Here is a 15,058-nt window from a genome sequence, read left to right on the forward strand (position 1 = left end):
AGGAGTTTGAACTAGTAGATGAAAAACGTAAAGTTTTTTCTAATGAGTTGGCTATGCATACATGTGTGCTTGTTCTTCCCCTTGCAAAGTCAGGCTGAGGAACAAAGTGAGCCAGATCAAAAAATAAATGAAGTGAATGTACAAGAAGAAAATAAGGAATCTCAAAAATCTTCAGAGCAAGTGGAAACGAAACAAGATGAAGAGAAACAAAAAGAAGCAGAACAAGCAGAACAAGCAGAACAAGAAGTAGAACAACAAGAAGTAGTAAATAAACAATTGAATGAAAGAAAGATAGAAACAGAACAGGGAATTATTACAGTAAATAAGCCGGAGCTTAAAGTTGGCGAAGAAGTGCGAATTGCTGTAGAACCAAATGGGAAAAACATTCAAAGCATGAAAGGTATATTGCAGTTACAAAAAAATGGCGAGCAATATGCGCAAGAAAGAATACTATCTTTTGAGTATGATGAAGAAACGAAGAGCTGGGTTGCTAACTATAAAGCAGGGGATTTTGATTTGCAAGGTGATTGGAATCTTCAGCTCGTTCAAAGTTACAAAGAGAATGAGAAAGAAGAGATCGTAAAAAATGAAGTGAAAGTCCCGCTCATTCGTATTAAAAATGAAACGCCAACTATAGATAAAGAATTGCCAAAGTTACAGAAAGTTACTATTGATGAAGTAAAAGAGAACTTAGTTGAACGAAAACAGGGAGATTCTATACATATACGAGTAAAAGCGTCAGATATAGAATCGGTTGTAAAAGAAGTGCGCGTTACATTAAAAGGGAAAGAAAATAAAGAGCTTTCGTTTTTATTAGACTACAACAAGCATGATATGGATTGGCAAAAAGTATTTGAAATAACAGAAGCATTGCCGGCTGGGCCATACGAATTACTTGTAGAGATAATAGATGCAGCAGGTAATAAACTTGTTGAAGAAAGTGAATATACCATTTCTGTTTTGGCGCCAAAAAACGAAGATGATAAAAAGATAGAAGAGAAAGAGAAAGAAGATAAATTAGATAATAAACTAGAAAATGAATTAGAAGATAAGAAAGAAAATGAGAAGCAAAAAGATTTGAAAATCAAAAACCCGCTTCCAGAAGAAAAATTGCCAGTTGTTCAAATTCCGAAGCAAGATGAGAAAGTAAATAAGTTTATAAAAGAACCGTTGAAAGAGAAAGAGGAATTTACTTACGTTATAAAAGAGCCGTTCGAAGACAACAAGGAAGTACATAAGGCGAAGGACCAAAAAGAGAAAAATAACAAACAGGTTGTCTCTAAAAAGAAAGAACAAAAAGAAGAAACGAAAGACAAGGAAGAAGAAAAAGGTGAACAGGGAGTACAAGCTTCGGATGTATTTACTATCATGTCAGGTTTGTTCGTACTGTTTTTAGTTTTAAAGAGTAATAAAGAATGGGGCTAATTATTTCATAGTAGTGGAGGCGCTTAAATGGAGATTAAACGTACGACAATTGAAGATAAGACGCTACAACCATTAAAACAGCCTGCAGCTATTTCGGAACATGAAATCCAGAAAGAACGAAAGCGTAGCAATTTAGTGTTTACTGGACAGTCTAAAATTATTTCGAAAAATAATGAAATAGGTATTTTACTTGCAAGTTTAAGTGATGGAAAGATTATGAAGGAAATGCTTTCTAAAGAGATGGATACAGTGTTACAACTTTTTAAAAAGTTACATACATTATCTCAAGAAGGAAAGCAATCAGAAAAAGTATTTGAACAAGTAATTAGAAGCCTGCAAGGACTTATTAAGCAGGCGCATATAAAAGAACTTCCTTTGTTAGATGGAACATATGATTTCGCTGAAGTACAACTATCATTTGGTAGAAAAGTACATATTCCTTTACTAGATGTAAGTGCACTTATCTCTAGAGTGGAAAGTGATTCTTCAGAAGGAAATATAAATTTGATGGTAACGGTTATTACTGCTTATATAACGAAATTGTCTAACGAAACGATTTTAATTAGCGTTACAGACCGCATTGCTAAAGATCGGGATGTAAGTGTATGGAGAGCGCTTGCGGAAATGAACATGACACAATTATCACAGGCATTGAAACAAACGATGCAAGAACATAAATGGTCTATGACGTTTCTTTTTCTCTTCATATGGATTGTCGGTATTATTTTAATTCGAGTTATGTAAAAAGGTCGTCACTCCATTGTGACGACCTCTTTTATATTTTTTCGTAGAAGAATGTATCAAATCGCTGAAGATTGTAACGTTCGGGTGTTAAAATTTGTTCCGTACTACCAACAAATAGTACACCGCCTTTTCGTAAAGAACGACTAAATTTTTCGTAAAGTTTTACTCTTGCTTCTTCTGTGAAATATATCATTACATTACGACAAATAATCAAATCATAATTTGTATCGAATGACTGCATTAAAAGGTCATGTTGTTTAAACGAGACGTTTTGTTTAATGTTTTGATGCAATGAATATAGATCATTCTCTTTTGTGAAATGACGTTCTTTCAAATCAGTAGGTAATTCCTTTAACGAACGTTCTGTATATTGAGCGCGTTTTGCGGTTTCTAAAATATGAAAATCAAGATCTGTTGCTTGAATTTCAAAACGAAATGGAGCTAGATGCTTTGATAAAATTAAAGAGAGTGTATATGGTTCTTCACCAGCAGCGCAAGCGGCACTCCATACCTTTAATTTTCCGCTATTTTGTTCGAGTAATTTTGGTAGTGCTTTCGACTCTAAAGTTTGCCATCGTTCTTTATTTCTAAAAAACTCTGAAACGTTAATTGTAATATAGTCAATAAAATTTAAAAATAAATTTTGATCAGCGCGTAATTTGTTTAAAAAATTAGTGTAGTTTTCGAAGCCTTTTCTCGAAATGAAAGCATCGATTCTACGGCGCATTCTATCTTGTTTATATGAAGCGATGTCCATATTGAATTGTTGTTTAAAACTCGCGATAAAATGATCATAATCTTGTTCAATTATCATATTTACAATGGGCACAATAATGATATTGTGCCTCCCCCTTTACATCATACGAATTTTTTGTTCAAAGCTTTTTTTCATTTGCTTTTCATGTAATCCTGGTAAATCATAAATGACAGCATCAATACCTGCTTCTTTTGCAACATCGACAGGGATGACAGATGTATGTTTGTCACCATTATAAAAACAGAGAACTAAATCAGTGTCTTCAATAATTTGTTTAACAAAAAACATATAATCTGATCGGTAAATGGAGTCAGAAGGATGATCAAAAGCAACATATTCGGCTCCGTGTTTTTTTAAGTAATCAACGACTTCTTGAAATTCATCTGTTATTGCTTGCAATGGTTGCAGCGTGTAAAGGCATAAATTTTGAGCGAGTCTTTCATTCTCAACGAAAAAACGAAGAACCTCATTTTCAATAGATTTATAACATAATATGTAAATTTTATGTTTGTGAGCATAGTCTGCTAAAAATTTTTTGATTTCTTCTTGATCTAATGCTGTTAATTGATTTGAACCACAAAGGAAAATATTCATAGAATTGTGCCACCTCATGCTAAATTGTAACATATCTTTTATAAAAAATAACTGCAAAATATTACTGTTCAGAGTATAATTATAAATAACTGGATTTTACGATTAAGTTTAGGAAGAAATAAAAAAATAAATAGGTGATATATATGCTACGTTCTATCTCGCATAATCCAATATTATCGCATATACCGCCTGCTACTCAAATGCCGAAAGAAGCAAATGTCAGAACAGGACTTGCATTTTCGGATAATTTGCATGCAGATCCGAAAAAAGATAAATTACTAGAACAAATGGAAGCGTTTGTCGATAATATTGGAGAAATTAAAGAGAAAATTGAAATGGAATTAACGCTTGATAATGTAATGGAATACAAAAATACAGTAAAATCATTTTTGAATTTTTACGTGGATAATGTATTGCAGTATAAAGATGTCATGTCTCGTCACCCGCGTTACGGATATTCACAGAAAATGACGATTGTGAAACAGGCAGAAATGGGATTGAATGAATTAGAAGATGTTATGAATTTAATTAATACGAAAACAGGACATTTAGAAATGTTAAATCAAATTGGAGAAATCCATGGTTTAATTGTGAATTTAGTCTTGTAAAAGGAAGGAAGCTATATGTACATACAATTATATGAAAAACTCGTTATTATTCAAAAAGCGTATGAAAATATTCAAGCGCTTGGAGAGCAAATATATGAGAATTTAAAAAATAAAAATGTAAATGCAGTTCAAAAATTGCAAGTAGAGCAATTGCAGTACATTGATGGTTTAAAAGGGTTATCAAGCTCATTAGAAGAAATGGTTGTTCAGTTCTGTAAAGAACAAGGGGTTGAATCATTTCGTGTAAGTGCGTTATTTTCGTATTTTTCTCAAGAAGAAATTGAAAAAATGGAAGAATTACAAAAAAACGTAACTGAATTAGAAGAGAATGTAAAAATGCTTCTTTTGAAAAATCAATATTACTTAAACGTACTATTAAAAACTACAGAAAGTATTGTGGATTCTGTTTCTGAATATAACTTAGAGCGAAACAATAATTCGCAAATCTTTATGAACGAACTATTGTAAAGGAGAAGTGAAGCTTTATGAGATTATCTGATTATAATACACCGCTATCGGGCATGTTAGCGGCTCAAATGGGGTTACAAACAACGAAACAAAACTTGTCTAACATTCATACACCGGGTTATGTTCGTCAAATGGTGAATTACGGATCTGTTGGAGCAAGCAATGGTCATACGCCAGAACAGAGAATTGGTTACGGTGTACAAACGCTAGGTGTTGACCGTATTACTGATGAGGTTAAGACGAAGCAGTTTAATGATCAATTATCTCAGCTCTCTTACTATAACTACATGAATTCAACTTTATCACGTGTAGAGTCTATGGTTGGAACGACAGGGAAGAATTCATTATCTAGTTTAATGGACGGTTTCTTTAATGCCTTTCGTGAAGTAGCAAAAAATCCAGAGCAACCAAACTACTATGATACATTAATTTCTGAAACTGGGAAGTTCACAAGTCAAGTGAATCGTCTTGCGAAAAACTTAGATACAGTGGAAGCACAGACAGCAGAAGATATTGAAGCGCATGTTAATGAATTTAATCGTCTTGCTGCTAGTTTAGCAGAAGCGAATCATAAAATTGGACAAGCGGGTACACAAGTGCCGAATCAACTTTTAGACGAACGAGATCGCATCGTTACAGAGATGTCTAAGTATGCAAACATCGAAGTATCTTATGAATCTATGAATCCTAATATCGCGAGTGTTAGAATGAATGGTATTTTAACAGTAAATGGACAAGATACATATCCACTTCAATTAAATAAAGAAAAAGACCCAATGTCAGTTGAGATTTACGGTTCAGAAATCTCTGTAACTAGCGGAGCGATAAAATCAGCGATTGATACGAAAGCAAAGATTGTTGATTATAAAAAAAATCTCGAAGATTTAATGAGTTCAGTGAAAAATCAAGTGAATACAGTGATGGGAAAAGATTTCTTCGTTGGAGATTATGCGAAAGATATGAAGTTAAATCCAGAATTCCAAAAAGATGTTTCGAAAATGAAAATGTCTGCTGAAACAGCAAATAAATTAGCAGCAGTTACAGATGGAGATTATAAAGAAGGTCTTTCTTATAAACAAGCATTAGACCAATTTATAGTTCGTGTTGCATCTGATAAAAGTGCAGTGAATGGTTATCAAAAAATTCATGGCGACTTACTAGAAGGTATTCAGCAAGAAAAAATGAGCGTTGAAGGTGTAAATATGGAAGAGGAAATGGTAAATTTAATGGCCTTCCAAAAATATTTCGTCGCAAACTCTAAAGCTATTACTACGATGAATGAAGTGTTTGATAGTCTATTTTCGATTATTCGATAAGTGATAATAATTGATTGGAAATATATAAGGAGGAGATAGAAATGAGAGTATCTACATTTCAAAATGCAAACTGGGCAAAGAATCAGTTAATGGATTTGAATGTGCAACAACAATACCATAGAAACCAAGTAACTTCAGGGAAGAAAAATCTTCTTATGAGTGAAGATCCACTTGCAGCGAGTAAATCATTTGCGATTCAACATTCATTGGCGAATATTGAACAAATGCAAAAAGATTTAGCTGACTCAAAAAATGTATTAACACAAACTGAAAATACTTTACAAGGTATTTTTAAATCTTTAACGAGAGCAGATCAATTAACGGTACAGGCATTAAATGAGCCAAATGGTGAAAAAGAATTGAAAGCCATCGGTGCAGAGATTGATCAAATTTTAAAACAAGTTGTATATTTAGCGAATACGAAAGAGCAAGGTCGTTATATTTTCGGTGGTGATAGTGCAGAAAAGTCACCATTTACAGAAGATGGTACGTACCAGGGTGGACAAAATGATGTGAACTGGCAACTAAATGACGGTTATGAGTTAAAGGCATTCCGTAACGGAGAAGCATTATTATCCCCAGTTATAAAAACGTTAAAACAGATGAGCGAAGCGATGCAAAAAGGTGACCAAAAAGCGTTACAACCGTTATTAGGAGAAAATAAGAAAAACTTAGATGGCATCATTAACCGTACAACTGAAGTTGGTTCAACAATGAACACAATGGAGACGTTTAAAACAATTTTAAGTGAGCAAAATTTAGCGCTTCAAGAAAACCGTAAAGAAATTGAGGATGTTGATTTAGCGGTCGCAATTTCTGACTTGGCATATATAAATGCAACGTATGAAGCGACGCTTAAAGCGGTTAGTACGATGAGTAAAACGAGTATTTTAGACTACATGTAATCTATAAGGAGTGAGAAAAATGGCAGGAACAACGATGACAGGTATTGGTGGTAGACAACAAATTTGGAACCTCGGAAATAATATGATCGATACTTCTAACTTCGTCGAATTAGAAATGAATGCTTTAGATATGAGGAAAACACCGTATACGAAGGAAAAGAATGATCTCACAAATGATAAATTATTATATACAAGTTTAAAATCAGAATTTAGTTCTTTCACACAAACGTTTAAAAACTTAGCGGCTTTTAAAGGGAATGAGAAAAAAGTAACTACAACACAAGACGGTTATATTAATGTAAAAGCTGATGGTGGTGCGATTGCAGGAACTTTTAATATGACGATTACACAGCTTGCACAGCGTCATCAAATAGCTTCAAATGAAATTAAAGATATAAATGCAAAGCTTCCTAAAGATGAAGTATTAAAACTAGGTGGTAAAGAATTAAAAGTAACAACTGATATGACATATAAAGATTTAATTAATAAGATTAATGATGGAGATTATGGCGTATCAGCTTATACACTTGGAAATAAAATTTTCATGACCTCGAAAAAAGAGGGAACAGATGGACAGATTAAGTTTGAGGCAAACACATCTACACTATTTCAAGATATGGGTTTAGCTAAGGCGGATGGCACAGCGCTCAATACAATCAATGAAGCACAAAATGCTATGTATACTATTAATGGTATCAAAGGGGAAGGTTCTACTAATACAATTGAAGCTCTTCCTGGTGTGAAAATTGAGTTGTTAAAGGTAACTGAGCCGAAAGTAGAAGGAGCGCCAGATGCTGGTACAACAACAGATCCAAAAGCAAAAGGTATAGATCTAAAATTTACAGTAAATGACTCAAACGTAACAGATGCATCGAATGTTATTAAAAAAATGGTAGCTGATTATAATAAAGCTGTTTCTACAGTAGATATCTTTGCTGGAAAAGGTGGAGCTTTCCAAGGTCAAGCTATTATGCAAAGTGTACGTCAGGCAATGAACAATGTCGTAACATTTTCTCAAGATGGTAATTATTTATTCACATTTGGTATTCAATTAAAGCAAGATGGAACGATGGAAGTTAATGATGAAAAATTAACACAAGCATTAAAAGAAAAACCCGATGCAGCGAAGCAATTTTTCTTTAGTTCTAACGGTTTAGGAAAAATGATGGAAGAACCGCTTGATAAACTATTCGGTGATAAAGGTGTAGTCGGCGAGAGAGTTAAAAACATTGACTCACGTGTAAGTGATTTAGATAAAAAGATTAAAGATATTGAGACGCAAAACTTGCAAAAACAAGATGAAATTGTCAAGAAGTATCAAAAGCTAGAGAGTACATTGGCGGCGCTTGATAGCCAACTAAAAACAATTAAAGCAATGACAAAACAAAAAAGTGATGATTAATGAAAGTTGAGGAAGTGATCGTATGCAAGCATGGCAACGTTATATGCAAAATGATATTATGACGAGTAATCCGATTAAAAATACAATTTTTATTTATGAAAGATGTATTGTAGAGTTTCGTAATTTAGAAGAACTTTTACATACTTTTAAACTACAAGAAGGGGACGCACTTCTTGAAAAATTAGAACGTATTTTTGAAGAACTAAAGCTTCAATTAAATCCTGAAATTACGAAAGATTTATATGATAGTCTCTATGGTTTATATGATTGGATTAGCATTCAAATTCAAACGATGAAAGTAACGCGTGAAGCGAAAGATATTGATGCAATTGTGAAAGTGTTACAAGATTTAATAGACGGTTACCGCGGAGCACTTGAAAATGAACAATGATATTTATCGGACGTTTGTCAGCTGTTTTAATGAAATCGGTGAATTGCAAGTGTCAGACAGAGAGTTTGCTGAGAAGAGTGAGATGTTAAATCGCTGGATGATGACATTGGATGAAGAAACGCGTGCGCAAGTTGCGGCAGAAGTAAGCCCATTCATTATTAAGGCAGCACAGCATATTCGGGATAAGCAAAAGATTTTGGAAGAAATGATTATGACAAATGATGGGCGAATGAAGGCTAATTCATTTTACGGTAAATATTAATAATAACGTCTGGAAACAGATCCCCCTTTTAAAAGGGGGGCTATTCCTTCGTTTACATAAAGAACGCCGCTGATTGAGGTTTCATTTTATGACTGTGATGAAAAAATAATAGTAATCTAAATAATAGAAAAATGGACTTTAGTTTGTAGTTTATATATTGAAATGTTCTATAGATTACTATATGTATACAGTTTTTTGCATTCTTTTTTATATTTTTGTATTTTTCTAAAGACAACAATGAAAAAATGGAATAAAATATGTAAGGGTACATAATAGTAAATATTTTAATAAACGCATATAAGAAAATAAATAATGAAGTGAAACTTCTATCAGTGGATCATTCCGTTAGAAAAGGAAGGGTGTGGAATATGCCAGATTTAGTGAGTGATGTAAGCCATTATATGAATTATTTAGTGACGAAACGAAATACTGTTTCTAGTAATATTGCAAATGCGAATACACCTGGCTATAAAGCACAAGATGTAACATTTGCTGAGCAGATGAATAAAAGTAGTGCGTTATATAAAAATAATGCGGCTGATTTAAAGAGCAATCCAGATTTATATCAAACGAATGAAATGCACTTACCGACAGTAAATACGAAAAATACATATGCAAAGATTCAAACAAAATCAATGCAAACGAATAAAGACGGAAATAGTGTGGATGTAACGACAGAAATGCTAGATTTAATGAAAGCAAATCAGTTATACGGTATTTCAGTTAACGCAATTAATACACAATATGCAATTAACCAAGCGGCACGCGGACGTTAAAAGTAGAAGGAGAGACAACGGATGTTTCAGGCAATTAATGCAAGTGGCTCAGGACTAACGACAGCGAGAAAGTGGATGGAAGTTACTTCTAACAATATTGTAAATGCAAATACGACGGCGGCTCCGGGGGCAGATTTATATGAGCGTCGTAGTGTGGTGCTAGAATCAAACAATAGTTTTGCAAGTATGCTAGATGGGGCTCCTACTAACGGAGTAAAAATAAAAAGTATTGAAGCAGACAAAACGGAAAATTTAGTGTATGATCCGACGCATCCGCACGCAAATGAAGAAGGATATGTACGTTATCCCAATATTGATGTAACTGCTGAAATGACGAATGTAATGGTTGCTCAAAAAATGTATGAAGCGAATACGAGTGTATTAAATGCGAATAAAAAAATGCTTGATAAAGATTTAGAAATCGGCCGAGGATAAGGGGGAAGATAGTAATATGAAAATTCAACCAATGTTACATACACAACCATTTGGAGCAATTCAGTCAATTGGTGCACCGAAAACTTCTCAAACATCTGTAGCTCCGGAGAAAAAGTTTATTGATTTATTGGAAGATATGAATCAAACGCAAAACAATGCGCAAACAGCAGTATATGATTTACTAACTAAAGGGGTAGGAGAAACACATGACGTTTTAATTCAGCAAAAGAAAGCTGAGTCTCAAATGAAAACAGCTGCTCTCGTACGTGATAATCTTATTGAAAATTATAAGTCACTAATTAATATGCAAATTTAGGAAAGTGGACGGGTGTGTTTAAATGGAAAAGATGAAAAATGTTATCCAATCGTTAAAAACGTGGCATAAGTTAGTAATTGGTGCTGCGCTTTTAGCGATTGTAACAGGAGCACTTTTATACTTCACCTTGCCAGATAAATATGTTGTTGTATATCAAAATTTAAATGATACAGATAAACAAGAGATTACAGCAGAATTATCGAAGTTAGGTGTCGATTATCAATTAGCGGCCGATGGTTCGATTCGTGTGCAAAAGAATGATGCTCCATGGGTTCGAAAAGAAATGAATGGGATGGGCTTACCGTTTAATTCTAAAAGCGGTGAGGAAATTTTATTAGAAAGCTCTCTCGGTTCAAGTGAGCAAGATAAAAAAATGAAGCAAATTGTCGGTACGAAGAAGCAATTGGAGCAAGATATTGTAAGAAATTTTGCGACAGTTGAAACGGCAAATGTTCAAATTACATTGCCTGAAAAAGAGACAATTTTTGATGAAGAAAAAGCAAAAGGAACAGCGGCGATTACGGTTGGAGTGAAGCGTGGACAATTGTTAACAGCTGATCAAGTTGCGGGTATACAGCAAATGATTAGTGCAGCGGTTCCTGGTGTGAAAGCAGAAGAAGTAAGTGTTATTGATAGTAAAAAAGGTGTTATCTCAAAAGGAGCAGATGAAGCACATTCTAGTAGTTCCTCTTCTTATGAGAAAGAAGTAGAGATGCAGCACCAACTTGAAGGTAAATTAAAGCAAGACATTGATGCAACGTTAATGACGATGTTTAAACCGAATGAATATAAAGTGAATACGAAAGTATCTGTAAACTACGATGAAGTTACACGTCAGTCAGAGAAGTATGGTGATAAAGGTGTACTTCGTAGTAAACAAGAGCAAGAGGAAAGCTCTACTGCGCAAGAAGGGGCAGATACGAAGCAAGGTGCTGGTATTACAGCTAACGGTGAAGTGCCAAACTACGGTACGAACAATAATCAAAATGGTAAAGTTGTCTACGATAATAAAAATGGCAACAAAATTGAAAATTATGAAATAGATAAAACAGTTGAAACAATTAAGAAACACCCAGAATTAACGAAAACGAATGTTGTTGTATGGGTAGATAATGATACGTTAGTAAAACGTAGAATTGATATGACAACTTTTAAAGAAGCAATCGGAACAGCGGCAGGACTTCAAGCTGATCCGAACGGTAACTTTATAAATGGTCAAGTTAACGTTGTAACTGTTCAGTTCGATCAGCCGAAAGCCGAAAAAGAGAAAGAGCCAGAAAAAAGTGGTATGAACTGGTGGTTATTCGGTGGAATTACAGCTGGCTTATTAGCAATCGGTGGTCTAGTATGGTTCTTATTAGCAAGACGTAAGAGAAAGAAAGAAGAAGAGGAATATGAAGAATACTTAGCAGAAGAGGAAATTGCTGCAAGTAATGAAAGTATCTTGGAAATTCCTGAAGAAAAAATAGTGCCAGAGCCAAAACCTGAACCAGAAGAACCGAAAGAACCAACGTTAGATGAACAAGTGCAGGATGCTACGAAAGAACATGTAGAAGGAACTGCAAAAGTAATTAAAAAATGGTTAAACGGACAGTAAGGGAGGAACAACGATGTTAGATGAAATCTCCTCCAAAGAAAAAGCTGCCATCCTTATTCGTACATTAGAAGAAGGGGTGGCAGCAAAAGTCATTGAATATATGACAGCTGAGGAAAAAGAAGTATTACTTCGTGAAATCGCAAAGTTTCGTGTATACAAACCAGAAACGTTAGAAAATGTACTAGGAGAGTTCTTATATGAACTAAATGTAAAAGAATTGAACTTAGTCACTCCAGATAAAGAATACATTCGTCGCATATTTAAAAACATGCCAGAAGACGAACTGGAAAAATTATTGGAAGATCTTTGGTATAACAAAGATAATCCGTTTGAGTTCTTAAATTCACTTACAGATTTAGAGCCACTTCTTACAGTGCTTAATGATGAGTCACCACAAACAATTGCAATTATCGCTTCTTATATTAAACCGCAACTTGCGTCTCAATTAATTGAGAGATTGCCAGATCATAAGCGCGTTGAAACGGTAATGGGTATAGCGAAACTAGAACAAGTTGATGGTGAGTTAATTAATCAAATTGGTGAGTTGTTAAAATCGAAATTAAATAATATGGCATTTAGTGCAATTAATAAAACTGATGGCTTGAAAACAATCGTAAACATTTTAAATAACGTTTCACGAGGTGTTGAAAAAACAGTCTTTCAAAAGCTGGATGAAGTCGATTATGAGTTATCTGAGAAAATTAAAGAAAATATGTTTGTCTTTGAAGACTTACTTGGTCTTGAAGATCTTGCGCTTCGCCGTGTATTAGAAGAAATTACAGATAACGGTGTTCTTGCGAAAGCACTTAAAATTGCAAAAGAAGAAATTAAAGAGAAATTATTTACATGTATGTCTTCAAACCGTAAAGAGATGATTCTAGAAGAATTAGATGGCTTAGGACCACTTAAGATGACGGATGCTGAAAAAGCACAGCAAACGATCACTGGTACAGTGAAAAAGCTAGAGAAAGAAGGAAGAATTATCGTTCAAAGAGGTGAAGAGGATGTCCTTATTTAAAAACAGAATTCCGAAGAATTCTGTTTCTTTTTCTGAAGAAACGTATGAATTACAATTTCCAAAAACAGCTTCAGTTCAAATAGAAGAGGAAGAATTACAAGCTGATCATGCAGAACTTCGCGCCCAGCAAGAATCGTTACATATGGAAATGAATCAGCTAAGGCAAGAGAAGCAAGTGCTAGAACGAGAGCGGCAGCAGTTATTACAAGATAAAGAACAATTTCAAATGCATATTCATGAGCAAATGGAACAGATGGAAGCAGCGCGTGTGCAATTTCAAAAAGAACAACAAGAAACAGCGTATGAATGGACAGAGTTATTATGGGATCAATCTTTTCATCTAGCAGAAAAAATCGTGAATCAAGCGGTAGATTCACGATTGCTTGATGTGCTACCTATTTTAACTGGCATCGTGCAAACATTGCCTACTTCGTTTGAAAAATTAATCATTACCGTACATCCAGAAACGTTTGAACGTATTCAAGAAGAGAAGGAAAATACGAAAGAATATTGGTTACTACAATTAGTAGAATGGAAATATGATTTTTCTCTGCAGTTTGGTGAATTTGTTCTGGAAGAAGAGAAAGAGTTCTTTGAATTTAAATTTGCACCTATATTTGCGAAGCTTCGTCAGAAATGGGAAGAAGAGAAGTTATTTGAGGAGCACAATGTATGAGTCGTCTGTTAATGAATGAGAACGAAAAATGGAATAAGTTCATTGAAACACCGCTGTATACGAAAGTAGGCAAAGTTCATAGTGTACAAGAACAGTTTTTCGTAGCCAAAGGGCCGAAAGCGAAGATTGGAGATGTTTGCTTCGTTGGAGAACATAACGTCTTATGTGAAGTGATTGCCATTGAAAAAGAAAATAATATGCTACTTCCATTTGAACAGACAGAAAAAGTATGTTATGGAGATTCAGTGACACTAGTTTCAGAAGATGTTGTTGTACCACGTGGTAATCACTTGCTCGGAAAAGTGTTAAGTGCAAATGGTGAAGTGTTAAATGAAGAAGCTGAAAACATTCCATTACAGAAAATAAAACTAGATGCACCGCCTATACATGCATTTGAACGTGAAGAGATTACCGATGTATTTGAAACAGGAATAAAATCAATTGATTCTATGCTAACAATTGGTATCGGTCAAAAGATTGGTATTTTTGCTGGGTCAGGTGTTGGTAAATCAACTTTACTTGGAATGATAGCAAAAAATGCAAAAGCTGATATAAACGTTATTAGTTTAGTAGGAGAACGTGGCCGGGAAGTAAAAGACTTTATTCGAAAAGAGTTAGGCGAGGAAGGGATGCGAAAAAGCGTCGTTGTTGTAGCGACGTCAGATGAAAGTCACCTTATGCAACTTCGTGCAGCGAAACTCGCAACGTCTATTGCTGAATACTTCCGTGATCAAGGCAATAACGTATTACTTATGATGGACTCTGTTACTCGTTTTGCCGATGCACGAAGAAGTGTTGATATTGCTGTTAAAGAGTTACCGATTGGTGGTAAAACACTGTTAATGGAAAGTTATATGAAGAAGTTGTTAGAGCGTTCCGGAAAAACACAAAAGGGATCTATAACAGGTATTTATACGGTACTTGTTGATGGGGACGATTTAAATGGTCCTGTACCAGATTTAGCACGTGGTATTTTAGATGGACATATCGTATTAAAGCGTGAGCTTGCAACGCTTAGTCATTATCCTGCAATTTCAGTATTAGATTCAGTAAGTAGGATTATGGAAGAAATTGTTTCGCCACATCATTGGCAACTTGCAAATGAAATGAGAAAGATTTTATCAATTTATAAAGAAAATGAATTGTATTTTAAGCTAGGAACGATTCAAGAAAATGAAGAAAATGCTTATATTTTTGAATGTAAAAATAAAGTAGAAGGCATAAATACATTTTTAAAGCAAGGTCGATCGGATAGTTTCCAATTTGATGATATCGTTGAAGCGATACAGCATATAGTATAAGGCCTCTGCCCAAGAGGTCTTATTTTTTTGTTTTTTAATATTTCACAGATTTTTTTGGAAAAAAACT

At 34.3% G+C, this 15,058-nt stretch carries 18 protein-coding genes; 16 read left to right on the forward strand and 2 right to left on the reverse strand.

Annotation, left to right across the window (positions count from 1 at the left end):
- Positions 1-18: 18 nt before the first annotated feature.
- Together NST86_RS08365 and NST86_RS08370 are read left to right on the forward strand one after the other, a co-directional pair.
- Positions 19-1,425 carry a transglycosylase gene (locus NST86_RS08365; RefSeq protein ID WP_340933499.1) on the forward strand — a complete coding sequence of 469 codons (1,407 nt, stop codon included), beginning with the start codon at positions 19-21 and terminating at the stop codon, positions 1,423-1,425.
- 27 nt (positions 1,426-1,452) lie between these two features.
- Entirely contained in the window at positions 1,453-2,169 is a 717-nt protein-coding gene (locus NST86_RS08370; RefSeq protein WP_000403967.1) for a hypothetical protein, read from the forward strand.
- 31 nt (positions 2,170-2,200) lie between these two features.
- On the opposite strand, the gene NST86_RS08375 is transcribed toward NST86_RS08370, so the two are convergent.
- Positions 2,201-2,983: a CheR family methyltransferase gene (locus NST86_RS08375; RefSeq protein WP_000582873.1), complete on the reverse strand. Its 783-nt coding sequence runs from the start codon at positions 2,981-2,983 to the stop codon at positions 2,201-2,203.
- Between the two features lie 39 nt (positions 2,984-3,022).
- Positions 3,023-3,520 (reverse strand): hypothetical protein, encoded by a 498-nt coding sequence (locus NST86_RS08380; protein WP_016117518.1) that lies wholly within the window; start codon positions 3,518-3,520, stop codon positions 3,023-3,025.
- A gap of 143 nt (positions 3,521-3,663) precedes the next feature.
- On the opposite strand from NST86_RS08380, the gene NST86_RS08385 reads away from it, so the two are divergent.
- The 14 genes from NST86_RS08385 to fliI all read left to right on the forward strand — a co-directional run bounded on the left by NST86_RS08385 (position 3,664) and on the right by fliI (position 14,991).
- Positions 3,664-4,128, forward strand: coding sequence for a YaaR family protein (locus NST86_RS08385; RefSeq protein WP_000946323.1), 465 nt, complete (start codon positions 3,664-3,666; stop codon positions 4,126-4,128).
- A gap of 15 nt (positions 4,129-4,143) precedes the next feature.
- A complete protein-coding gene (locus NST86_RS08390) occupies positions 4,144-4,596 on the forward strand; it encodes a hypothetical protein (protein ID WP_000275885.1) in 453 nt (150 codons plus the stop codon).
- 17 nt (positions 4,597-4,613) lie between these two features.
- Complete coding sequence (gene flgK, locus NST86_RS08395) at positions 4,614-5,912, forward strand: flagellar hook-associated protein FlgK (protein ID WP_001239714.1); 1,299 nt, start codon at positions 4,614-4,616, stop codon at positions 5,910-5,912.
- A 41-nt stretch (positions 5,913-5,953) separates the two neighbouring features.
- Positions 5,954-6,817 carry a flagellar hook-associated protein 3 gene (locus tag NST86_RS08400; protein ID WP_001266405.1) on the forward strand — a complete coding sequence of 288 codons (864 nt, stop codon included), beginning with the start codon at positions 5,954-5,956 and terminating at the stop codon, positions 6,815-6,817.
- A gap of 19 nt (positions 6,818-6,836) precedes the next feature.
- On the forward strand, positions 6,837-8,219 hold the full coding sequence (locus tag NST86_RS08405; protein ID WP_016117519.1) for a flagellar hook-associated protein 2: 1,383 nt from the start codon (positions 6,837-6,839) through the stop codon (positions 8,217-8,219).
- Between the two features lie 22 nt (positions 8,220-8,241).
- Positions 8,242-8,610 (forward strand): flagellar export chaperone FliS, encoded by a 369-nt coding sequence (locus NST86_RS08410; protein WP_001149516.1) that lies wholly within the window; start codon positions 8,242-8,244, stop codon positions 8,608-8,610.
- Complete coding sequence (locus tag NST86_RS08415; RefSeq protein ID WP_001058088.1) at positions 8,600-8,872, forward strand: hypothetical protein; 273 nt, start codon at positions 8,600-8,602, stop codon at positions 8,870-8,872. Before NST86_RS08410 ends, NST86_RS08415 begins: the two co-directional genes overlap by 11 nt.
- Before the next feature lie 317 nt (positions 8,873-9,189).
- On the forward strand, positions 9,190-9,648 hold the full coding sequence (flgB, locus tag NST86_RS08420; protein WP_140159074.1) for a flagellar basal body rod protein FlgB: 459 nt from the start codon (positions 9,190-9,192) through the stop codon (positions 9,646-9,648).
- A 21-nt stretch (positions 9,649-9,669) separates the two neighbouring features.
- Complete coding sequence (gene flgC, locus NST86_RS08425) at positions 9,670-10,083, forward strand: flagellar basal body rod protein FlgC (protein WP_000484680.1); 414 nt, start codon at positions 9,670-9,672, stop codon at positions 10,081-10,083.
- A 16-nt stretch (positions 10,084-10,099) separates the two neighbouring features.
- Positions 10,100-10,399, forward strand: a complete 300-nt coding sequence (fliE, locus tag NST86_RS08430; protein ID WP_000701670.1) for a flagellar hook-basal body complex protein FliE — start codon at positions 10,100-10,102, stop codon at positions 10,397-10,399.
- A gap of 22 nt (positions 10,400-10,421) precedes the next feature.
- Positions 10,422-11,996, forward strand: coding sequence for a flagellar M-ring protein FliF C-terminal domain-containing protein (locus NST86_RS08435; RefSeq protein WP_000413953.1), 1,575 nt, complete (start codon positions 10,422-10,424; stop codon positions 11,994-11,996).
- A 13-nt stretch (positions 11,997-12,009) separates the two neighbouring features.
- Positions 12,010-13,014, forward strand: a complete 1,005-nt coding sequence (gene fliG, locus NST86_RS08440) for a flagellar motor switch protein FliG (RefSeq protein ID WP_000883364.1) — start codon at positions 12,010-12,012, stop codon at positions 13,012-13,014.
- A complete protein-coding gene (locus NST86_RS08445; protein WP_016117520.1) occupies positions 13,001-13,690 on the forward strand; it encodes a FliH/SctL family protein in 690 nt (229 codons plus the stop codon). The genes fliG and NST86_RS08445 overlap by 14 nt, the downstream gene beginning before the upstream one ends.
- Complete coding sequence (fliI, locus tag NST86_RS08450) at positions 13,687-14,991, forward strand: flagellar protein export ATPase FliI (RefSeq protein WP_000088693.1); 1,305 nt, start codon at positions 13,687-13,689, stop codon at positions 14,989-14,991. The genes NST86_RS08445 and fliI overlap by 4 nt, the downstream gene beginning before the upstream one ends.
- Positions 14,992-15,058 lie beyond the last annotated feature (67 nt).

Origin of the sequence: Bacillus sp. FSL L8-0199 (assembly GCF_038005705.1) — a bacterium.
GTDB classification, from domain to species: domain Bacteria; phylum Bacillota; class Bacilli; order Bacillales; family Bacillaceae_G; genus Bacillus_A; species Bacillus_A cereus.